The sequence below is a fragment of the Pseudobutyrivibrio sp. 49 genome, from assembly GCF_900100545.1.
Classification (GTDB): Bacteria; Bacillota; Clostridia; order Lachnospirales; family Lachnospiraceae; genus Pseudobutyrivibrio.
Map to the genome: position 1 here is coordinate 160,639 of NZ_FNDP01000002.1, position 24,932 is coordinate 185,570.

General features: G+C 36.5%; 16 protein-coding genes. 1 reads left to right on the forward strand and 15 read right to left on the reverse strand.

The annotated features are described in order from the left end of the window. The 11 genes from BLP54_RS04065 to BLP54_RS04115 all read right to left on the reverse strand — a co-directional run bounded on the left by BLP54_RS04065 (position 1) and on the right by BLP54_RS04115 (position 19,477). On the reverse strand, positions 1–1,467 hold the full coding sequence (locus BLP54_RS04065) for a hypothetical protein (protein ID WP_090167044.1): 1,467 nt from the start codon (positions 1,465–1,467) through the stop codon (positions 1–3). Continuing rightward, positions 1,467–3,059: a glucosyltransferase domain-containing protein gene (locus tag BLP54_RS04070; protein ID WP_090167046.1), complete on the reverse strand. Its 1,593-nt coding sequence runs from the start codon at positions 3,057–3,059 to the stop codon at positions 1,467–1,469. Before BLP54_RS04070 ends, BLP54_RS04065 begins: the two co-directional genes overlap by 1 nt. 4 nt (positions 3,060–3,063) lie before the next feature. After that, positions 3,064–5,319, reverse strand: coding sequence for a YfhO family protein (locus BLP54_RS04075; protein WP_090167048.1), 2,256 nt, complete (start codon positions 5,317–5,319; stop codon positions 3,064–3,066). 10 nt (positions 5,320–5,329) lie between these two features. Next, a complete protein-coding gene (locus BLP54_RS04080; RefSeq protein ID WP_090167050.1) occupies positions 5,330–6,499 on the reverse strand; it encodes a glycosyltransferase family 4 protein in 1,170 nt (389 codons plus the stop codon). Then, positions 6,469–8,208: a hypothetical protein gene (locus tag BLP54_RS04085; RefSeq protein WP_090167052.1), complete on the reverse strand. Its 1,740-nt coding sequence runs from the start codon at positions 8,206–8,208 to the stop codon at positions 6,469–6,471. Before BLP54_RS04085 ends, BLP54_RS04080 begins: the two co-directional genes overlap by 31 nt. Then, the gene (locus BLP54_RS04090) at positions 8,172–10,373 is read right to left on the reverse strand and encodes an O-antigen ligase family protein (protein WP_090167054.1); all 2,202 of its coding nucleotides are present in this window, start codon (positions 10,371–10,373) and stop codon (positions 8,172–8,174) included. Before BLP54_RS04090 ends, BLP54_RS04085 begins: the two co-directional genes overlap by 37 nt. 20 nt (positions 10,374–10,393) lie before the next feature. Then, the gene (locus tag BLP54_RS04095) at positions 10,394–11,923 is read right to left on the reverse strand and encodes a glycosyltransferase family 39 protein (RefSeq protein WP_090167056.1); all 1,530 of its coding nucleotides are present in this window, start codon (positions 11,921–11,923) and stop codon (positions 10,394–10,396) included. A 12-nt stretch (positions 11,924–11,935) separates the two neighbouring features. Beyond that, positions 11,936–14,698: a hypothetical protein gene (locus tag BLP54_RS04100; RefSeq protein ID WP_176754463.1), complete on the reverse strand. Its 2,763-nt coding sequence runs from the start codon at positions 14,696–14,698 to the stop codon at positions 11,936–11,938. Positions 14,699–14,845: 147 nt separating this feature from the next. Then, on the reverse strand, positions 14,846–16,723 hold the full coding sequence (locus BLP54_RS04105; RefSeq protein ID WP_176754464.1) for a hypothetical protein: 1,878 nt from the start codon (positions 16,721–16,723) through the stop codon (positions 14,846–14,848). A gap of 4 nt (positions 16,724–16,727) precedes the next feature. Then, positions 16,728–17,762, reverse strand: coding sequence for a bifunctional glycosyltransferase family 2/GtrA family protein (locus BLP54_RS04110; RefSeq protein ID WP_090167064.1), 1,035 nt, complete (start codon positions 17,760–17,762; stop codon positions 16,728–16,730). 8 nt (positions 17,763–17,770) lie between these two features. Next, entirely contained in the window at positions 17,771–19,477 is a 1,707-nt protein-coding gene (locus BLP54_RS04115) for a hypothetical protein (RefSeq protein ID WP_143001987.1), read from the reverse strand. A gap of 115 nt (positions 19,478–19,592) precedes the next feature. Here BLP54_RS04115 and murJ point away from each other — a divergent pair, with 115 nt between their 5' ends. Then, positions 19,593–21,131: a murein biosynthesis integral membrane protein MurJ gene (gene murJ / locus BLP54_RS04120; RefSeq protein WP_090167069.1), complete on the forward strand. Its 1,539-nt coding sequence runs from the start codon at positions 19,593–19,595 to the stop codon at positions 21,129–21,131. A gap of 23 nt (positions 21,132–21,154) precedes the next feature. On the opposite strand, the gene BLP54_RS04125 is transcribed toward murJ, so the two are convergent. The 4 genes from BLP54_RS04125 to BLP54_RS04140 are packed head-to-tail and all read right to left on the reverse strand — an operon-like array spanning position 21,155 to position 24,884. Then, a complete protein-coding gene (locus tag BLP54_RS04125) occupies positions 21,155–22,057 on the reverse strand; it encodes a glycosyltransferase (RefSeq protein WP_090167071.1) in 903 nt (300 codons plus the stop codon). Positions 22,058–22,064: 7 nt separating this feature from the next. Beyond that, positions 22,065–23,018: a glycosyltransferase family 2 protein gene (locus BLP54_RS04130; protein WP_090167073.1), complete on the reverse strand. Its 954-nt coding sequence runs from the start codon at positions 23,016–23,018 to the stop codon at positions 22,065–22,067. Positions 23,019–23,021: 3 nt separating this feature from the next. Continuing rightward, positions 23,022–23,852: an NAD-dependent epimerase/dehydratase family protein gene (locus tag BLP54_RS04135; RefSeq protein ID WP_090167075.1), complete on the reverse strand. Its 831-nt coding sequence runs from the start codon at positions 23,850–23,852 to the stop codon at positions 23,022–23,024. A gap of 24 nt (positions 23,853–23,876) precedes the next feature. Continuing rightward, complete coding sequence (locus BLP54_RS04140) at positions 23,877–24,884, reverse strand: acyltransferase family protein (protein ID WP_090167077.1); 1,008 nt, start codon at positions 24,882–24,884, stop codon at positions 23,877–23,879. Positions 24,885–24,932: the final 48 nt, after the last annotated feature.

The following is a 24,932-nucleotide window of genomic DNA, read 5'->3' on the forward strand; positions in this document are numbered from 1 at the left end:
CTATCTCAATTTATATACTACAGTATCATTAAACGAATATATTTTCTCACAAGATTGCTCCTGTAAAAATCTTTCAATATCGTCATCTACTCTAACTGCTACATATTTAGATGATAGCTCATCAAAATTATCTTTTATATATTCATTAAGGCAAAAGTTAATTCCCATTCCTGCTGGAAGTGCCATCATATCCTGATGATTTACTGTTCTGGAATAAATCACTGTGTTATCCCATTCATCCTCAGCTATCGGCATCAGCTCTGAAAGTTCCTTCTGAGCTGTGAGATATAGTGTTTCTCTTTCGCCATTAGCATCAATGGACAGTTGCTTAAAGAAGCTTTCTCCATCCAGCCAGAATAATAATGCTATCACTATTACAAATGAAATACAAACTGGCTTTTTATCTTCATATAGAGGCATAAGCATTAATGCCGTGATGGTCAGCGACATCAACTGTCTCGAGCCTTCCTTAGCATTATAAAGAACAAACATGGATGCAAGCACGATTAATAATGCTGCTGCAACAGAAATAAACATAGCATTCTTATTCCTTATACCCTTTACCAAGGTCCATACCATAATAGCAATATAACCAATATACCAGCAGCCTCTCATGGACTGAAGCTTTACCGCCTCAACCATGTATTTCAGTGCTTCTATTACACCTAGTATACCGCTCTTTATTAATGACTTTATGCTAAATAATGCTTCGCCGCTAATATCTCCTCCAGCCATATATGGAGCCTCCAGATATTTAGCTAAAAGAATAAAGCCTATTAAAGCAACAAACATTAAGATTATCTGGATAAGCCATTTCTGCCATTCAAACTTCTTGTCAGCCTTTATAAACATGGCCACCAAAATCAACACACCAAATATTCCATAAAAGCCTCTAAGCAAGGTAAGCCATATCATCATTATATCGCAAATGACCAGCCATACTAACTTAGAATCCTTTTCAAAAAACTTAATGAATGAAATTGCAAACAGTACTACTGACACAGAAATAAATGCTTCTGGTGTTGTCGAAAAAATATATCTGCTTGCACTTAGGTATGCAATAAACGATAACGAAATTATAATCTGCTGATTTAGGGTTGGCTTTAATACTATAGCAAAAAAGCCAAATACTAAAATCCATAAACAAAGATTAAATATAACTGGAGTTCCAAAGTGCCAACCAAATACTTTGCCTACCAAATAATATGGAATCAGGTTTGCTGGTGTCCATCCACCAAAATTTCCGTATACTGAGTGGCTCTCGTTATATCCAAAGAAGCCCTGTGGAGTGCCAAAATGTACCATACCTTCGATTTGCTTATAGTACATTGGCTCATCATTCCAATTTGTAGTTGCCAGTGAAAAATCCCATGGTGCAATTCCCTGACTCAAAAGCAATAACAAGCATCCTACTATAGGAGTCATTACAGCAATCAGGAAAACCCATATTTTTTTCTTATCACTCATTAATTCGCTTCACCCATTTTAACAATTACTTTATTATCGATTATAGCTATGCTTCCCTCATTAGGATATGTAGGCATAGCCTGTACCTGTGGCAGGCTGGTAATCTCTTCCATATCCTCCATTACCATCTTCTCATTTCCGATACCGAGATGATCTCGGGCGAACTGAATATTCACACCGTAGTTAAGCATCTCTTCCAAGGAATTATAATACTTTTCTAACTGAATACCATCAAGCTCTTCTTTTCTGGCAACTTCATTGATAGTCTCGTCAGCAATGTTATTAAATCCTACAAACACAATCTCCATATCATCAGAAAAACCATCTGTAGCTTTAATGTTTGCAAGAAGTGCTGTCATGTAAACCACTGCCTGCTCCTGGAAGATGGCAGCCTTGTTGTAAGCTGCATTATCGAGATATACGTATCCGATAGTTACCACTGATGTGCAGAAAATCAAAAGTAAAGATGTGCACTGTGCTGCTTTGTTTACTAGTGCGTTCTCAAAGCCTTCAAATCTTTCTATGAGAATCAGCGGAATAATAAATACAAACACTTCTGCATAAATCATGAGTGTAGTAACTGCAAACATATCACTGGTAGATAAGAGATATACCACCATCATGGCTACAGGAATAAGCGCTACGCCCACGATTGAAGAAAGCTTCACTGCAAGCTTTGCCTGCGACTTGATAAGAAGCATTACTATCATAACAACTGCTATTACGAAGATTAATAGTGAAAGCATTCTAAGGTATCTAAGTGCATTGATACCTTCCATTCTAAAGGTAAGGAAATTCTTAATGGCATTAACAAATACCTTTGGAAACTTTGCAAGATTATATGGCTCTGTCCAGCCCTTATAGTCGTTAGGTGTAATATTCTTCACCTTAATAAATATCTTTGAGATTACGGCCCAGATTCCAAGTCCTAAACCAAGTTCTACTAAAGATGATACGCCTGCTATAGCATATGCTACTACAGATTCTGTCTTACCATCGATTACATCCAGCAACATCTTTACAAGGAATAATGTTACCACAACTCCCAAATATGCCTGATAAATACTAAGTGTAAGAGCCAGCCAAAGGGAACTGATTATAAGGCGCTTTACTGATAATTCCTTTGTAAGCACCCTTGCAGCCTGGAAAGCGAAAATCAATCCAAGGAAATATGGCCAGCTTGTAAACATAAAAGAAAAAACACTTGTAACCATTGGGAATACCACCATGAGACCGCCAATAATTACTGCCACAAGCTTTGATTTCACCTCGAATATATCCATGAGAAGCATGGCTGCAACTCCAATGAATACAATGGACATAAATCCATTAAACAATGGAAGTGAAAAAGTCTTTGTGCTTAATACCATAAGTTTATAAAGAATTCCAAGCCCCCATCTGTTTACCTCATATGAGGCGCCAAGATCAAAAAGACAATGGCTGTTATCATGAACTGAAAGTCTGTTGGTCAATACAAAGCCATGAGCTAATAATCCAAAGATTATTGCAGAAAAGAATGTAAACTTCTGTGACTCTGTTAATCGACCAATGAATTCCTTAATTTTTAATTCGATGGTATTTGTTACGCTCATCTTATTATCCCTTCTTACGCCTGAAAATGATGATCATTCCGATAAATGCTACCCAACCTACTGTTGCAATCACAAGTCCCAGCTTTAATCCTGGAGTGCAATAGCTAAATTCTACATTATGATTTCCTGATGGCATCTTTATAAGCATCATTCCACCAGATTTTATAATGGAAGTCTCTGTTCCATCTACTGTGGCTGTCCAGCCCTCATCATATGGAACACTGAAATATACGTATGTGTCCTTATCATAGCCTGTGACACATTTCATTCCATGACCATCCTTGGTAAATCCAAGAACTGAGCCATAAGTGTTTTCTACAACATAGTCATCAATAGATTTATCAAAATCTATGTCAGTAGCTTTTGTTTCTGTTAAATCAGCCTTTATATCAGCTGTAATATCTTCCTCTGCCAGCACTGCGCTATCCATAAGCGCAATTGCACGCTGATTTACTGGAAGGCTCTTTAATTCATCTAATGTAATGTAGGAATCTACCGCAAAGCCGATAGGACAGGCTCCTGTCTCCATAAGATATGCCTTGCCTAAATCTGTGTCGTACTCAGCCACTACTGTTCCAGCACTTTCCTCATACATAAGGTAGTATTTTCCACCAAGTAAAGCTGCCAGGCCTGGAATATCGTTCTTTGGCATTCCCGCCACATTGTGATAGTAATCAAAAAGATCCTCAAATTCTATAATGCTGTTTGCATTTGTGGAAGTCTGATTGGTGAAGCCTGCTACATGAGCCTCCATACTAATCAGATTCATAGTATTGTTAAGTCGGTACTGCTGGCTAGGTAATTCCAGCTCCTTTGCAATATCATACTTTTGCTTGTAAGCCTGATAGCCCATCCAGTCGCAGGTCTTATATATGTATGTGGTGCATAGCATAAGACCAAGAGAAAACATGCAAACATTCGTAAATACGGTTTTATAATAGTCTGCTGACTTAGCTACAATCTTATAAGTTGCTATGGCTCCGATTATTGCCAGAGCTACAAATGCATAAAACCTTATAGGAAGACGAATCCATTCGTTGTCCTGCACCTTCAACGCATTAAGAATATTTATTATTACTACATATGCCGCTATAGCGATAATATATATCCTTGTACCAAGCTTTGTAGCCTTAACCTCTGGCTCCTCAAGCATTTTTACAGATGCAAGTACCACCATAAGGCTGAACATATACCACCATCTCATCTGTGCCGCACTGTACAGATAGAATAAATCACTGAGAAGTGGAATAAAGCTGGCTATGGTACAAAATACTATAATTTTAGAAAGCCAGTCTCTTATTCTAATTACATATGCTATTACTAATACAAGGCCTAAAAGCGGCATGTACATTCCATGGCTGGAGAAATTCTGCTCTGAGATAACACTCTGAGATGTCATGGTCTCCACAGGAAGCAACAGGCTCTTTAGGATATACATATAATCTGCAAGAGTAGTGTGAAGCATGGCGATAATGCCTGCAAACTGGCCAGTTCTAGGATTTCCAGTAACATACATTATGTTTGGAATAAACATAAATGCAGCCATGGCCACACCCAGTATGCCACAGCCCACACATTTCACTACATCTATTAAAAGTGTCTTGATATCTCGGCTTGCAAATCTAAAGAGATAATAAATCACAAGAAAAACTACTTCTCCAATGAAGAAGAAATAATTGATAAAGCAGTTTAAAAATATCGTAAATACGAAAAATCTACAGTCGTTCTTTTCCTTAAAGATTTCTAGGCCAATCAGCATCAATGGGAAGAAGATGATGGCATCATGGAAATGATAGAACAACATGTTAATTAGTGAGAAGCCTGAAAATGCATAAAGCACTGAGCCAAGTACTGCCCACTTGCTATCGTTAACAAATCTTCTCAGATACAAGCATGAGGTCACACCTGCAAAGGCGAACTTGAGCATGAATAACCAGCCTACGATGTATGGGAATACATTTGCTGGAAACAGCATGCTAAACCAAAAGAAAGGACCACCAAGCTCATAGAAGCTGTAGGCCTGGATGGTAGAGGTACCTAAATCCACATCCCAACTAAAACCGCTAAAACCCCCGTCTATCAGGGCGTTGTGTAATCCGATTGTAAATGGAATCTGCTGATCATTAAAATCATTTGTTAACACAAAAAAACCCTTGCCCTTTATTACCAGTGGTAATAAAGCAAGGCAAGCTATTATAAAACATATGATAAATGATTGGACATAATCTCGCTTAATCCATTCTTTTGCTCTAGTATTCATTATTTAATCCTTATATTAATCCCATGCTCTGATTAGCAATCTGACTGTAAGAGAAGGCTTTCATTCCCTTAGTTTCTGCTATCTGCTTCATGTTATTGTATTCTTCAGGTGAATTGAGGACCGAAGTGATAACCTTTTCCAATTCCTCTTCTGTATCCTCATAAAGGAACTTCACATTTCCGCCCAAATCTACATGAGTAGTTCCGTTCCAATATTTACAAATCATTGGCTTTCCAATACCAACTACCTGCTCCCAGAATACTGAATGTCTACCTGGGAACACTACCAAATCAGCACTGCCATAATACTCCAATGTCCTGTTGGAATCAATCCAACCGATGTACTGACAATTATCGCTGCACTGCTCCTGCACAGCGTCCTTCAGCTCATCCACTACAGAACCAAATACGATAAGCTTAATCTTTGGATTGGCTAGCTTATTGATAGTCTTCATAAGAGTTACTGTCTGTCGCTTAGCCATATCTATCTTGCCGCCAGTGATGATAAGAATATCATCCTCGGCGATACCGTACTGCTTTCTGATTTCTAATCGGGTCTCTGGTGCCAGTGCCTTGGGCACCTCGTCATCATCTACCCCCATTACCAAAAGCTCCAGCTTTTCTGCAGGGAGACCGTAAACCTCTCTAAGGAAATCTACTCTGGCTGGCATAACCCCATAAAACTTTGTAGTGTATGGAATGAGCTTTTTAGCATAGTGCTTCCATACTATTTTATGGAGTATATTTTTTGAAATCCAATTAGTAGCAGAATTAGAAAAATCTGCATGATTATCGGCGTATAAGACAACTTCAGGATGCTTTTTCACATAGTCAACTACTACTGTAATGTCCTGAAAGCTAACGCTGTGAAGAAAAAGAATATCTGGCTGCTCTTTTTCAAGGGTCTCTGCCAAGCCTACGAATCTTTTTAGCTTCTTAGTAAATTCATCCTTTCCTTTCATGGAAAGGCGGATAACCTTTACTCCATCTGCATTAACGTACTCATTTCTATCATCCCAGACTACATTACCCTTATCATCATTAATCCAATGGGAAGTGATATCTGTGACCTCCATTCCCATTTTTTTGTGATATTTGGTAAGAAGCTGGTCTTGATAAGACCAGCCATCTGTGAATAAACTATTTAAACTTATGTGTACGATTTTTTTATTAGTATCCATTTTACTCCTAAAAAAATGATTGTTATTAAGCTAATCATTTCTGATATGCGCCATAATACTGGCTCCACAAAGCCTACTCGAATCTTATCCGAAAAACCTGCTGCAACGGTAATGCTATACTGATTATTCTCTGTTGACTCGAGAGCTATTTCTTTATTATTCGAATCATATGCATGAATATATTTATAATCGAATACAGGAACTAATATAGTGGCATCTTTTTCTGAAGAATTGACAATATTAATCTCTCTCCAGCGACCATTATACCCAAAATCCTCTACTGTTGCCTCTCCTGTCAAAAGGATTGCTTCGGAAGCAAGATTTTCTGTATCGGTTCCATATCTTAAATATAATCCATCTGCAATAGCATCATGTCCTTCTACAGTCTGGATTGTGCGATTGTAGCATGACAGAGTGTACATGAAGATTCCTGTCTGCACTAACGCTATAAATATAACTGCTACTAGTACTCCGGATTTAAAAATCTTATTCTTTGCCTGCGAAATCTGTTCGCTAAATATCTTTAATGCATACACACCGCAAATATTCCAGCAGATAGTCTGTATAACTAAATATCTGCTAGGATACTGTACACTTCTCATGATATTTGAAATTGCATTATCTCCAGCAAATATAGACCACGGAAAGTATGCTGTAGACATCCACGCAGCCATAGCTCCAATGCCAAATACTGTGCATGCTAATCTAAACGACTTTTTCTGCTCATCATTAACAATAAATTTCTTTTTAAAAGCTATCAGTAAAATCATCATAAATAATGATATTACATGAAGCATTCCTATTCGAAGATACTCTTTACCTTCGCTAGACCAATCTACTCTGGCTCCTTTGGCCTCTGCGAAAAGCCCCAGAATCTGACTAAGATATAATCCATTCTTTTGAATATTTACACCTACAGTCTCTACACTTGCATTGAAAACGTAAGATGTGTAGCTATCTATAAACGGTATTAAAAAGAATGCGTTTAAACCTAATACTAAAAGCAATGCCAGCAATAATGGCTTTATATTTTTCATAGTATCCTTAAGGTACACTATCATAAATACAAGCACTGCCATCGCTACCATCAACGTAGTTAGTACATGTGACTGGATAATTCCAGTAACTCCAATTACTAATGGCAACACTTTTTTGATAGAGCCACCATCGATATTCTCAAAATAAATCCTATATATACCATACACTACAAGAGGGATAAAAATCGTAGCAGTGTACTCTCCCACTGCTGCACGCATATATACATTTGAAATGTAGTATCCAGCCATCATATACATGACAGTTGAGATTAGTGACCAATACCTATTCTTAAATAGACCATTGAAGCTATATAAGCAAATCCCTGTGCCAATAGTATTCACTAAAAGCACATAGATGTTATAGCACCTATAGGTCTCCACCCCTAACATATGAAGTAATGCTGGTATATATAGGAAAATATTTCCATACATGACAGTTGATATGTATCCATTTCCAAACCAGCTAAGTGTCTCATATCGTACAGGGAATTGACCATTTGCCAACTCCCTTGATATTGTTTCAATTCTTCCTAAATGAAACCATAAATCAAATCCATTGTAGATTCCACTTCGAAATGTTGGAATAGAAATAGCAAGAATCACACCGACTCCCACTAGCACATATAGGATTTTCTCTATGCTTTTAGTTTTTTCAGGAATTCTGGTTTCCATTCTAACTCTGGTCCCTCATCTTCATCTGTAGCAGATTTGCAAATCATTCCATAAATGAACATTCCAAGTATGAAAATGTATTTGCTGTTATATGCTGCTGCCTCAAACATAAAGTGATAATTGAATAATACAAAAGCAACTATTAATACATAATCTGAAAGCTGCTTGCCCTTATTCTTAATCATCTTTATAAAACAAACAAATGCCCATATTTCAAAGGCTAACAAAAGACCAAATACAATAAGACCATAGTCTCTATCAAAATCCAACCAGGTATTAAAGGATGTAAGTACTCCAGACTTATTCTCGTGAGCCCATCTCCAAGAAATACCAAACTGCATTGGAATTTTATTTTCCTTTTCCCATGCTCTGTAAAGTCTAAACTGTGTGTAATAGATTAATCTAAGAGCTTCTTTGATATATGGGATTCTATTGTTCTTGATAAATGAAGCAAATACTGCTCCTGTAACTATAGTTGGAATAATTGCTGTAAGTGCCTTGTTAAATCTAATCTTATACAATACAAATCCAGCCACTAGTGCTATAGGAATAATCCAAAGGCCTGTATATGCACCCTTTTCAACAATTATTTTCTTGAATGGATCCATATAATAACCTGCTACATAATATTCTGTCTGTTTTGATATATGTCTCATGTAGATTGCAATAACTATACTGATACCACAAACCGAGACTAACCCTATATTTCTCCATTTTCCCTTTGGACACATCGAACCTGCTAAGAAGGCAAATGCTGGTAATATCATTGCTGGAAGCATCTTTATCTCATATACATACCAGTCCGTATATACGATACCTACAAAAGCAAACATTAAAAGTGAGAATGTAAAAATCACATGTCTATACCTATTTGGAGAATAGGTAGCCCCCAATGTGATATAATCGCTAGCATCTGCCACCGAATATAGCCCACTTGCAATTCCACAAACAAACAAAAACAGATATTGTAAATCCATACCCAAATAGCAATCCGGATTCATCATTGAAATAATGAAAAATGCTAACTTAGACCCTACTGCGAAATATACTATCTTGTATTTCTTACCATATTTATATAGCAGTTTAAAATCAATGATTATAGATGCTACAAGGAAGAACACCAAAAACATGAAGAGTACTATGTCATAATTTCTTCCAAATTCCAACCAGCTATTATGAGCATAATCTAATACGTATTTTTTAGTATCTAATCTCCAGCCACCCATTTGTTTCTTAAAAATATAAATAAGACCACCTTTCCATGTGACCAAGCGGACATTTCCAAAAATACCACCATCACGTCCCATGAAGGAGTTGTTATATATATCTGCAAAACCGCCAATGTTGAATACATAGGCAGCAATAACCACTATTATTAAAGCTAGAATTCCCCATAGTACTTTTTTATACTTTATGAGAATTTCATGATGTCCAACCATAACATAGAGAAATGCCATGGTCATAAATACTGCCACAATAATAAATACAGCAGTACGCCCCTCAAAATATAAATTGATACCAGCACCTATTGCGCAAGCAATCATTTCAAATATAAAGAACTTTTTATTCTGCTTTCTTACTAAGAACGCATAGAACAATCCTCCAAACAATACTGTAAAGCCAACATCATAAGCATTTCTTCCCCAAAGCTTAGTATGATCAAAAAAGGCTGTTCCACCAACCATTCCATCTCCACCAAATACTGTGAGAATTCTAGAGTAATTTAAAACACCCTGAATATACATTCCAATGGCAAAGGTTGTTAATACGAGAAATCCTCTTTTTTCCAATTCGCTTTTACGATTTCCAACTGACATTCTACCAAGAATATATATCATAGGAAGTCCCCATGCATTTGTAGTAAAATCCCAGTCTTTACCAATAATAGGTTTATTTATAAATTTGTACATACCCATGACAAAGTAAGCCATCAACAAAAGAAAGAACGATATATTTAAAGGATTGTCCTTTCTCTCAGGATCAAAGAAATAATACAAGGCAAATAGAACCATTATAAAGAATGGTTTGTGTCCTAGGAAAATATCATCATATCCAAATCTCAATGCATAGAAAAACTCCATACCCAAAAACAACGCAAAAATAAATCTCTGGGCTGTTGGTGAGTATAAATAATCCATTATTGTCTTTTTTCTAACGTCAACCATATTTTTCCCTTCCAAGTAAGTTAGTTGGCTACTGCCACGTAATACATTCCAAACTGAGCGAAAGACATGTCCTGTGTCTGCATCCACTCTACATCTTCTGTTGAATCAATTAAACAGATATATACATCTCCTGACACTGCATCATTTACTGTATAATCTGTAAAATCATAGCCTTCCCATCGGATAGGCTGTAAAAACTTTGCGTGATCATCCTCATATTCTACAGTCTCTACATATTTATCAACGGGATATTTGCTGTAGCACAATACTATAGGATGTCGCATTCCTGACACATGAATGGTGCCATCATACTGCATAGCAAACTGAATAGCTTCCTCTGCACCTGCTGGCCAAACTCTATCCATCATCTCGTTGTAATCTGTAAAGTAATAACCTGCAAACAGGATGACACTAACGCTGTAAAGTGCTGTTATCACCGCTACTGTTGCCTTTTTATATTTCTTTACCCAATCTATTACAAACGCAATTCCCGTTCCAATAAAGAATATTAATGGAAGGAAGAGGATGTTTAATCTCTGGAAATTAGTCTCAATAGATAAGCCCATGAATATTCCGCAGGCAAACCATATCCACATAACAATTGCTTTTGCATTTCTTTTTACTACACTTACAATCAAACCAATTACTAGAAACAGGTTAGAAAAAATGTAATAGGTACCAAAAATTCTTGTTGCATCAAAGGATACATAATCGTACTGAGTCCAAAAATATGTAATAAGTGTGCCAAGATTTTTAAACGATGGCTTTACATCACCACTTCTAAAATAGCTAAGTCTAGGTATTGAGATAAATCCGGTCTTTATTTCCTCAATAACATCTAAGTTTACTAAAACAAAAAGAAGAAGAGGAGAAACTAGGACTCCTAGCACTATCGTGAAAAGAATTATAGATTTCAGTGAAATCTCTTTCTTAACAAACAAATATATAAGTGTGCCATAAACAAGTACAGGCATAATGACCCATGGCGAGGCGTAGCTGTAAATTGCAATAGCCGTAATTACTGCTGCTATTATTGTCTTCCACCAAACGTTTCTTGATGTAATAATCAAATACAGGGCTATGGTTACGAATCCCACATAGTAATTGCAATCAAGTCCCCAGCGGCTCATATTGATGTGCCATGGACTGACAGCCAACACAAGCGTAGACCAAAAGGCCACCTGTTCATTTGATAGCTCTTTTAAAAGTAAATAGAAAAAAAGTAAGGTGACACATCCCAATATTGCCTGTGGTAATCTTACTGCTACAGAATTAAATCCCAAAATCTTAATGAACAACATTTGGAAATAACACTGCACAGCACTCATTCCACTACCCCATGTCTCCAAATACACTGGATTATGATAGCCATGGGAATCCATTCCATAATTCAACATGGAGTATGCCTCATAAGCTGAGAATGCTTCATCCCTAAAATAGTTATTATTTGCAGGTATTCTGCCTACAAAAGCAAGTCGCAGAATACATCCTATAATAATAACTATTAATATCCTGTTTTTTAAAATGTTACTCTTTACTTTATCTAACAACTTTGTTCTCTCCTATTTCACTTCTCGGAGCTTTAATAATCTTACGTTGGTGATTTTTGGGACATTATCCATTACATCATAACCACCTTGTACTTGAATTTGAATAAAAGAATGGGAATCGAAAAGCCATCCTCCTGCTGCACCCATAGGTATGAGCAATTTGCCCTCGTCCATTTGTGCTGCTATCTTATGAACTTCTCCTGTATCATCCATCCAAAAAACATAAACCGTAGTATCTAAATTATAGTATTTCTTAGTGAGAAGTTTTTTCCACTTGGATTTATCATCCCAGGAATTATTTTCATAAACGTAAGTAATGTTATCACTCACGCCATCAAATTCAAGGTATAAATAATCTGCATCTTCCCCTTTTATCTTTGAATCAAATTCAATTACTGTTGCTTTATCAACATCTTCAGTCGTATATTTTACATTTGCATCTCTAAATATAGGTTCTAAGGAATCCATAGAGCTTCCCCACGAGCCCGCCGAAAAGATAAGATTATAATCTTCTGCCTCTAAATGACATACCTTATTCTTTTCTTTGGCTTCCTCTACCGAAAACTCTCCATGGTTTGGATAAAATGCATAGGTGTTTTCGTCATAAACATATTCTCCTGAAGTAACTAACCAATGATAAAAATAATAGTTATCTACTGGATTTAGGTTTGTTCCAACAATAGTTCCGTTTTTACGAATTAAATCCACTGTCTCCTGAGCAGCTCCGTACCCCCTTATAGTAGGGTTAATTTCGAGAACTGAATCACCTTTAATATCAAAACAGTAAAAATAAAAGAAATCTGATACTCTTCCCAAATAGGACTTATCTTTGTCTAAATCAATTATTCGTTCATACGCCTGTTCCAAGGAATCGTAGTTAGTATTCTTAATGAAGCCTTCTCCAAGCCTCTTGACCTGATTATTTTTTACATATACAAATTCTTCTGGAACTGTATAATATGCTTCCAGTTTCGAAGCTGATGAAATATTTGTAAAGCCAATTCCACCAAGAACTGAAATCATGAAAATCACATACCCAAACAATATTGCGGTCTTGTAATTATCTTTCATATACCTATCTAATATCACAAGCATTATGATAAAGGCAGCCCAGATTACACCAATATTTCTTTCGTATATAGAACCAGTGCTCAATCTAATTACTGAATAGCTAAATGATATTAACAGTAACAAACTGACTGAGATTGACATAAAGCCTGCTTCCGGATTTTCAATTCTCAGCTTCCACTTATATAAATGTACCTTTCCATTTTCGAAAAATAGAATAGCTGAAACCCATACTACAAGTATTACAAATAAAAATGAGAACAAATACCATAGTGCCAATTTCACTGGTTCACTTGTGATATATGGGAAAAAGATATCTAATATTGGTTGTCCAAATCTGGCATATCCGTCGGCATATACGGTTTGGTCTGCCATGGCTTTCATGTGTTTTACAGTGCCAATCAAATATGGGACACCTAAAAGCACAGGTATACAGCACATAGCCCACCATATCCAAAAGCTTACTGTCTTAATATCCTCTTTAAGCTTTCCTGATTTAACATATCCATATATCTGCCATATTCCAAATGGTAAAAATCCTGCACATACGGCTGCTCCAAAAACCGGATAGAAAAGACCATGAATATAGCTAGTTAAAAACCACGCCTTTAACCACTTATTTTTATCCTTTATCAATTCTGGTAATGTCAGAATCAATACAGAAGGTACAATTAAAGCCACTCTGTTATAATCTATCACTGAAAAAACAAGTGTTGCTAAAAGCATCCATTCGCCCTTAACCTGTCTTTTCAATAAAAATACAATAAGCAGAGTTATAAAAAGAAAAAATACATTTGTAGTTAGGTAGTAGTATGAATATTGGCCATTTCCAAAGAAATCCAGGAAAAAGCCATGAACTATTGAATACATTCCCGATACCGGAATATATTCTGAGAAGGCCTTCTGTCCTAACTTAACCATCTGGAAGTAGCCAATAATATTCTCGGCTGTATGGTGTAAATCGTTTGTGATAATAGCACCTGTTCCGCTGTATCTATTAAAGGATATTATGGAAACACAAGTACCATAGGCTAAAACATCACTTAGACTATTGGCTGTTTTCCAGTTCTTTATGATTTTATAGATTGCTTCTGAGATAAAGCAAACTATCAGCATACAAACTAAAACCTTTACCTTCTTAGGAACTGGAATATTTATATACTCATTGTTTTCGAATAAATATTTTGAAATAAGGTATGTAAGTAACGTAAAAGGAATGACTAATTGTGCTATAAGAATTCCTCTGACAAATGCTACTTCACTACCTAACAAAAAGAAAAATAAGGCAGAAATAGTTAAAGCTGCAATAGCAATCTGTACTTCTGAAACAGATTTCATGCCACCTTTTAAAACATATAAACGATAAAGGCCACATAAGGCATATACGGTAACAAATAAGAATGCTGTTCCTGATACTACTAACTTTTCATCCTTAGCAGCTATAACAACTGCGAATAGCAAAGCCACAATTGCTATCCAGTTATAGCTTTGATAGACAATCATTTCTATTGCTATATTCATTCCAAGCGCAAGTAATATTAATTTATCAGCTCCTACTCTACCTGATTGCTGATCTTCAATCCTTTTGTTATTGAATATCAAATAATAAAGACTTACGAGTATCATTCCTAAAAAGGAAAACAGATAAAAAGTATCTCTTTGTGAACTAATATTGCTTCCCATAAGTGCGGTGTATTCATTTACCACATCAGTGAATACCTGATTTTGATTCCCTGTATAACAAAGATATACAAGCATCAAAGCTGCACTTACGATAAAACCTAATATAATTATTATTCTTCTTTTTACTCCACTCATTTTCCCTCGAGTCCTACTAATCTGTTGTACTATAATTTATAAAACTAATACCAATTTTCCCTCATCATTAACCCTATACAGAGATAACGCATTTACCTCATTAGGATTTTCAAATATGCCTAAATAATTTTCACCTAAGTTCTCAGTAATACTATAAACAGCTACATAATCATAGGTGCTTGCAAGCAGGCTCTGCAATTCTTCAGTTGATAAACCAGAACCACTTTCATCAATAGTCTCACCGAAATGCTTATCGCTAAAGACAAAATGTCTTGGCTTTGCTATCGTTTCAAGAATTGGATGGAAAGGAGCATCTTTGTCTCCACCCACCAATAAAATAGAAGCATCCTCTTCAGTATTACTATTTATCTTATCTGCAAGTATATTAATATTCTGACGATACTCTAGTGATGCTTCTACTGATTTTCTTTCTGCAAAAGAATACAGTGTATCGTACTGGCTGTGTCTTACGCTGACTACGATTAATACAGCGATAAGAACCATCACTACTTTGTTTGCTCTATCTAAAATAGCATCTCTCAAAAGGAATACAGCGTATATCAAACCTGTCAAAAGAACGATTCCACAATATCTGTCAAAGGAAGCCAGATTTTCTGCTTCGTATTCTGAGAAGCGAGATATATAAAGTGGAAACAGCGACAGAATGTAAAATATAACTGCTGCGCTAGGTATTACTGCTCCCGAAATCGCTGTAGTCTTACCAATTCTGCCAAGTCTGTAAAGTCTCTTGCTAAATAATATAAAAGCTATAGCCATAAGAGCCATTATGGCGGCATAGTTAAATCCTAAGCGCTCATAGTAAATATAGCGATAAGTAATTGCTGCTCTGAAATTATCATAAACTACAGTATAAAATGGTGTGCCTTGGCCTTTTATAGTAGCGATGGTTCCTGCTACATCAAAAGGCGCACTAAATTTCTGCTCCGTATGAGATACGCTAAGCTCTAGCTTCCAAAGAAGCTTTGCTACAAGCATTACCTCTAAAGGAATAAGCGCATTAAGCTTTTTTATCTTGTTATCTGTTTTTGTGGATGACAGATAATCTATGCAATAGAACAAGCCGATAAACATTGCCAGATATAGACCAACATCCTTTGCTAATACAAGTGTGCCGCAAAGTAAAGCCATGTAAGTATGGTAAAATCTGTCCTTATTCTTTGTGAGAGCAACTGCTGCAAAGCCACTGCCTCCCATCACTCCAAGAAATGGATCAATGTAAAGGGATGCATATGAATCCTTAAAGAAATACAAAGGTGCTACAAGAGCTATGAGCCACACAATAGTGCCAGCAAACTTTTTAGCCAGTCCCTTCTCGACTACTCTTATAAATGGCAGCATTATTATCACTGCAAGTAATTGATAAGCGAAGTAACATTTCCACTCAGAAAAATCACCAGTGCAGACCATGTTAACTTTTTCTAAAAGATACTGAAAAAGCGACATAGCTGGTGGGTACGATGGAAATACAGCTGTAGAATTTGGCACCGTTCCAAATCTATCGATACGAGCCATAATAACGACTGTATCAAGCCAGTGTGAAAACTCATCTGTAGTCATGGCAAGTCTGTCTTTGTTACAGTATGATAACAGGCCTGCTAACACGATAAATACCACCGAGCCCGGTGTTATTAGATTAAATAAACGTTGCTTTACTAAATCTGCCTTACCATTTTTGTAAATGTAATAAAACGTATATACGTATATAAAAAAAGCAGCGGCACAAATAACAAATGCACCTACCTGCAATATGTTAATCATGCCAAACAAAAATAGAATCAATATTATTCCCATGCATGAAATTGGCAAGGCCTCCTCGAAAGCCTTGTCAAATCTAAAGCACGCGAATACCGCAAATGCGGATATTATTAAGATAAATAAAAGTATCGACAGCATCTACCTACTCCTTATCACTAAAGATTAAGGTTCTCTGAACTGTATAATTAAATAAGTAAAGGATTATCTCTACTGGTACCTTGATAATTACAGGAGCCACAGCTGGAATCAACGCCGAAAGGTTTGTTACTGCCCAGCCGGAAATAGTTCCTGAAATTACTACAAGCACAAGATACTTTGCTAACTGTACGGCACTGTTGCCTTTGCCCTGAAATACCACGTTCTTATTCAAGGTGAAATTGATAAGACATGAGCAGGCTCGTGCTATGTAAGTAGCCATCATAATCTTTGCACCACAGGCATGAGCAATAATAAAGATAATGTAATCTATCAATGCCGAAAACAGTGATGCAAAGGAATACTTCAGAATAATACTGTAAATACGAATTGAATCTCTCACAGGATTAAAATGAGAAGACTCATTATTATTCTCGTAAACTGTCTCTATAGTAACCTCTGTGATATTAACCTTGTTTGACTTAATATCCAGAAGCATATTTGTCTCGTATTCGTATTTTTCTCCTTCGCAACGAGCTGCTATCTCTAGGAAGGAGAAAGGCAATCCTCTAAGGCCTGTCTGTGTATCAGATACATTGATACCACAGGTCCATTTATATACCTTGCGGGAAATGCCATTTCCCATACGGCTTCTCCATGGAACATTTCCTGTGTCAAAAGCACGACATCCAAGCACTACATCATTAGGATTCTGCTCCATAGCCTCTGCCACCTTTACTATATCTGCTGGTCTGTGCTGACCATCAGCATCTACAGTGATAACGCCAGCCTTTGCAATCTCAGGATTAAGTAAGCAGTAATTAATAGCACTCTTAAGAGCACGTCCCTTTCCTTGGTTGATAGCATGGGTAACAATGATAGCTCCCATGTCTTTAAGCTGAGTGAAGATATGGGCGTATTTCTCTCCGCCACCATCATCTATTACAAGCACGTTTTCAAAATAATTAAAGATATCCTTGGTAAGTGGAACCAAGCTTTCAAGTGGTTGATAAGCTGGTATGATAATAAGCTGTTTTTTCATAATATTCCTTATCTTGCTAATAAAATAAAGTCTCCCTCTGTAGCAACAGTGGTCTTATAATTCTCGTTTATGTATTCTTCTGTCTCTCCACCAACAAATTCTTCATAGTATTTGTTGGATGGGTTAATCATTATATAATCTGGCTGGTTCTCAGGATTTACCTCCCAATACTGAAGCACACGCATCTGACCCTTTCCTGCTCTTGAATAAGGTGAGCCTGCGCCCTGCTTTGCATCGCTATTAAGGTAAGCGCTATAGCTATATCCATGAAGAACGAACAATTTGTCCTCTGATGTGACATACTCAGTCACAAGGTCATATGCAGCCTTGTTCATATCGTAATCTGTCTGATCTAAAGCAATACCCTTATATGCACCATCAGTAACATAGTAGCGGCTCTCAAAAATATCATTGTAGCCTCCATCGCTCTCTGCCACCCATACCAAAGAGAAGAAAAGCGCGAAGCCTACTACAGCAGTAGCTAAAAGCTTCAGTCCTAGCACTTCCTCTGAAGCTGCAAGCATAACTACAATAAGTACTACATAAAAGCACATGTATCCTGGGACTGTGATACCCTGATTAGTGCTAATAGACCAAATAAGCTGAACCACAACAGAAATGAAGAAGATAATCTTAAGCATTCCCTTGCCTTCGTGCTCTGGCAACTTATAATGTCCTATTCTTGTATATTCAAGCTTTTCTCTCTTTTCCACAAAGAATGGTAACCACCAGAAAATAATAAGGCAACCATATACAAAACGGCTGGCACTAACGCTTTCTGGACGTGCTATAATTGAAGCCGCCATGAAAAGAATCCAGTAAATCGAAAGAATTACATGAGCTGTTTCATCGTCCATTCCTCTGATAAAACCTATAATCTTGAGCACTACAACCGGTGCATAAGCTATTACAAAGAATACCAAATAGCTAAGTAACATCATTCCAAATCTGACGTACATAGGATTCTTGTAAGCAGAGTCCTCTATGTAAGCTAGCTGTGGAATGATATTCATTATTCCCGATGTAAGCTGTAAGTAAATAACAACTGCAACACCTACTACCACGCAAGTGACAATATATATAATAGTAGGCTTTCCTAATTCGTAGCCATTGTACATAAGAACAATCAAGGAAATAACCACAAATACTGGGAAGATAATCATGGTTGGATATGAAAGAATCATTACGCATGTAGCCAGTCCCATTGGCAAGAAGTACCATCTATTTCTGGTATCAAAGAATCTGACTGCCCAGCAAATAAATAGAACAATACCAAAATCACACATGGATTTATATGAAAAGTTCTTATATGAAATAAAAAGCACATAATAAGTGAGAGCTGTAAGGAAGGCACCTTTCTCGTACTCAGTCTTTTTGATAGTAGCGTATAAATAAATCGCAATTAAAAGTCTGATAATCTGGTAACAAATACGTGTATAAAGCATGAAGCCAATACCTATAGGATATAACACTGGCTCTAATGCATAATAATACAAAGCAAAAAGTGGGTAAGTAAGAATACCCCCCAGCTGATATGGCCCCCATGAATCTATAAACATTCTGTTTCCCTGGAAGATTCCCTTATAGGTAGCAAGCAAACCTGCCTCATCCATATAAAAACCTTCTGTGGCAACATAAAACGACCCTACTAATACAATTAATCCAAGGAATACATTGAATATTATTCTTTTCTTGTCTGCCGCTTCTGTCATCATTATTCTCCTTGATTTTGCTAATAAAATCCAAATTTATTCTATACTATTTTCTTTGCTTATGCCACTATAAAGATGTATAATCTCTTTATTTGAACACAGATTGAAAGGTTAAGTTATGACTAAGAAAACTAAAAGCGTCTTGGCTACCACTGTTATGATAGCCTGTATGACGCTAAGCTTTAAAATACTAGGATTTGTAAAGCAATCCGTAATTGCTTACTATTTCGGTACCACTGGAGAGACAGATGCTTATAACCTGGCATATACCTTTGTTGGCACCATGACCTCCGCCCTGGTTCGTGCCATATCCATTTCAATGGTAAGCATCTACACTCACACCTTTATACAAAAAGGAAAGGATGCTGCTTCAAAGCTTATTTGTGCTTGCTTGGAATTTATGCTTCCTATAGCACCTTTTATTCTTTTGCTAGTATACATGCTTACACCTGTAATTGCTAAGATTTTAGGCCCAGCCTACACTCCTAGCGAAACTGCAGTACTAAAGCATTATTTGTATATCTGCTATCCATTATTTGTATTTTCAATCTTTACAATGGTTGGAACTGCACTAATGGATTCCAACAAAGATTTTGCAGTTAGTCGTACAGAGTCGTTTTTCACAAGTACTGTTACCATCATCTGCTGCATACTTTTATATAGCACTCAGGCTGTTACATCACTTGTAATTGCTCAGTACCTTAGCTACTTCCTTTTTATTACCTTATTGTTCATTCGCAGCAGACGCTATGTTAATTTCCAATTTGTAAGATTTAAGGATGTTCCAGAGCTAAAGGTTATTCTTACTGCTGCACTTCCTGTTTTTATTGGAAACTCTGTCTTCCAGATTAACAAGATTGTAGATGGTTCCATTTCATCAAGCCTTGGTGAAGGAAATGCCACAGCCCTTGCTTATGCAATCGTACTAGAAGATCTTGTAATCAATGTAATTGTTAATAATGTTGTAGATGTTCTTTATGTAAACTTCTCCAACTATGCTGCAGAAGGAAACACCAAAAAACTTTCTGAGACTATGACCTCTGCGGTTAACGCAATGATTTGTATAATGGCTCCAATTTCCATTATCACCTGCTTGTGTGCCACAGAAATCGTTACCATCGTGTTCAAGCGCGGACAGTTCGATGAAACTTCAGTTGCAATGACAAGTGCAGCTCTCATTGGCTATGGTGTCGGCTTCATAAGCGCAGGCGTAAGAGATATCGCTTCCCGTGGGCTTTACGCCTTTAAGGATACTAAAGGACCTATGTACACTGGCTTCTTCGCAGTTGCCTGCAACGTATTCTTCAGTATTCTTTTATCAAGATATATTGGAATCATGGGCGTTACCCTTGCAAGCTCAATATTCCTGACTGTAAACTTTATTATAAATTCCTTTATTTTAAAGAAATACATACCTGATTATTCACTTTTAGTATATATTCCAGTTTTACTGAAACAGTTTCCAGGAGCCGTAGTTCTTGTATTGATTATTTACTTCTTCAAGAACACCTTTAACAGTAACATCCTAATCTTTGGGCTTTCTGCTGTTGTTGGGTTAACCATGTACTTTGTCATTTTGACATTTATGCATATCAATGAGATTACACTTATAAAAGAAAAACTAATAGCCAAGCTACAAATAAAGAAGGACCGCTAGATTTAATCTAGTGGTCCTTCTTACTATATTAATAATTCTTTTATTTCCGTGTATTTTTCTATAAGCTTTCCCCATACATCATCATTTCTATTACTATCCTCTGATGCATTAGCGTGCCATAAGCCTGTGTTCTTGTTAAATATATTATCAAAATAAATCAGAGGCTCTTCAGCACAATTATACGCCTTTACTCCATTTTTCAGCTCCATAATCTTGAGCCAAAGATCATCTGTAAATAAGGCATATTCTTTTATCTTTTCTGCATCAAAAAGCTCTTCATCGAAAAACTTTCTCTTATACAACGCTCCATTACAGCCTATAGGGATGGTAGCGAAATCCGGCTCATCAGTAAGGACTTCTTTCCATGAATTATATGGTGTAAATTCTCCGTCATTAGTGGTGATTCGATGACTTCTCAAACAGATAACTGCATCAGGATACTTCTTTGATGCTTCTACTAATTTTTCAATATGATTCTCCGGATAGAATACATCATCATCAGCTGTAATAACCATCTTATCTGGATAATCTTGAAGTGCATAATAATACTTTTTATGAGGCTTTAAATCGTCATCCACAAAACCTATTTCTAATCCCCTGCTCTGTTGTTTTAAAAGCTCCACTGGAAGCTCATCTGCACCATTTGGAAACTGTTCTTTTGATAAATATAAAACAACCTTTGCAGGCTTATATGTCTGATTTAAAAGAGTAGATATGGTCACCCATACAGTGTTTATTCTGGCTGGATAGGTTGTAAGTGAAACAATCACATCGCTACTCTTATCTATACCTATCTTGGTATTATTCTTTTGAGACAATGGATAAAAGTAATTCACTAAAAGCTTATTAAGCTTAAACAGATATTTCCAATATCCTTTGCCACTCTTCTTTGCATTTTGAACATTTGAGTATAGTTTATTAATCATCACAGCTTTACTCTTTATCGTATGTACGCTCGCTAATTATGTATCTTGGTCTAGCCTTTGTCTCCATGTATGTCTTTCCAACATACTCACCGATAACACCAAGGGAAATAAGCTGGATTCCGCCAAGGAAACATACAGCCACCATAAGACTTGACCAACCGCTCATAGTATGTCCAAGGAAATACTGCACAACTGAGTAGATTAATAAAATAAGACTTATGAGCGCTACAAAAATACCGAAGCCTGTAATCATACGAATAGGCTTTATACTAAGTGATGTAATACCGTCAAAGGCAAGGCTAAGCATCTTCGAAAGTGGATAGTGACTCTCTCCGGCAATTCGCTCATTACGCTCGTAATATACGCTTGTGCTCTTAAAGCCAACAAGCGGGAACATTCCTCTGAGGAAGATGTTTACCTCCTTGTAATTAGCAAATTCATTAAGAACACGACTTGATACTAAACGATAATCTGCGTGATTATAAACAACTTCTGCTCCCATGCTATTAAGAAGCTTGTAGAAGCTTTCAGCTGTGAATCTCTTGAAGAATGTATCCGTATCACGCTTGCTACGAACTCCGTAAACTACCTCGCAGCCGTCTGCATATGCATCTACCATTTCATTCATTGCATTAATATCATCCTGTCCATCACAATCGATAGAGATAGTGATATCACAAAGCTCCTTAGCCTCCATAAGACCTGCAAGAACAGCGTTCTGGTGGCCACGGTTACGGCTCTGTGTGATACCGATGTAATGCTCATCCTGCTTTGCAAGATTCTTGATGATATCCCAAGTATTGTCCTTCGAACCATCATTTACAAACATGATGCGGGATTTATCATCTATCTTATCTAGACTTACAAGCTCTTTTATTTTATCTAAGAATAAAGGAGCTGTTATAGGAAGAACAGCTTCTTCGTTGTAACATGGAATAACTATATATAATACGGGTTTCATACACTATCTCCAGTTCATTAATATTTTGTCTATTTTTGTAGAATCTCCCCATACAGCTTTGGAATCGTATGGTCTGTCAGGGAAGGTACCATAAGCTAAGCTGATATTATATCCGTTATCAGTGATGAATTTCTCCACACGGTCTGCAAGCTTCATAGGCTTTCCTGTACAACATTCGATTATTCCAAGAACTTCATCCTGCATACTGGCCTTTGCTACCTGCTCACAGAACAAATCATAGTCTGTAAAATCAAACTGGTTCTGACCTGTTGTGAATGGGAATGTCTCATCTCCTGCCTCAGCAGCTGCTGTAAGCTTAGAGAAGATACTGCAGCCTCTATGAGTATTACCTACGATATAGTATCCGCGAAGCCACTGGAGCTTCACGTTGTTCTCTTTACATGCAAGGATTGTCGCCTGACGAAGGGCATTCTTTGCAATGCCATAAAGAGACTGTGGTGCACATGGAGTCTCAGCTTTAATACAGCCTTCCATGAAGCCAATCTCATGCATTGTCCCCATGACACACATCTTACGGATACCAGCCTTACAAATCTTCTCGATAAATGCATAATGGTTTGGTAAATCCTTCATGTGATTCTCCGATGCGTGACGAAAACCATCACGCCAAGCAAGATGAATAACTACATCTGGCTTCTCAAAGTAGCCATATGGGTCATCTAAAGTAAAAAGATCCGCATCGATTCTTTTAGCTCTCTCATCCACCTCATCTGTGTGAAAATCAGTAGCTACAACCTCAGCACCTAGATCTAACATAGTCTTTACTACGCCCTGACCTATATAACCATTTGCACCTGTAACTAAATATTTCATAGTCTAAACTCAGCTCCTTATATATTAACTAATATATTTAAACTTTCTTTTTATCAATCCTGCTATTGGCTTGTCTATGCATATATATGATATAGTTCCAACTACCCAACATATTAAGGCATATATCAGCATCGTCCTAAATCTATATATATTGCATGGTATATTAAATCTATATATTGCAATAATCATAAACATATTAACTGGATGATGCCAAATAAACACATCAAAGGAAATCTTTCCCATCAAACCAATAAATGGATGATTTAAAATATTTCCTATACCATATTTGCAAAAAATGATTAGTGCGGGATAGTAAACGAAGGTCATAACATAATCTATACCCTTAACCATTAAACACTCTGTATACACTATTAAGAGTGTAAGTATAATAGGCACTAAACCGCAAATCAAAGTCTCTTTTTTGGTTATCTTGTGTTTTCTCAAAAATTCTGCAAATAATACTCCAAAAAAGAATGCATAATATCCCCTACATGAAGATGCATTTAGAAATGGTAAGTTAAGACCAAAATCTCGAATTCCCATTCCAATAAATATCATTACTATAAATAGATATTCAACCTTTAAATTCAGCCTTTTTGCTATATAAATTAAAAAATAGAAAATCACATAGCAAAGCATCAAAACACTTATATACCATGTAGGATTATTAATGACTGGATTATCTAATGACCACCCTGCTTGTATACCAAGTGATGTAATGATAAGTCCCCATAAGGATATTGATATATCACTCCATTTGTACAGGAATACTTGCTCAAACCAGTTCAAAATCACCTCATAGCAAGCAGCACTTATGAACAAAAGTGGAAAAAATCTTACCAATCTTTTTACATAAAATTTTGGAAAAGGATATCCTTCCTCAATCTTTTTAATGTAATCATACATGAAATATCCGGAAAGAATAAAAAACAACTCTACTACAAGTCCAAAATAAAACTTTCCGTTAAAAAAATTTATTTTACCCTCAAAAAAACTCTTGTATCCTGTTGATAGTGATGGAACATTATTAATATTGTTGCAACTACCTTCAGGAAATCAAGTTCATACTCCCTAGTTTTG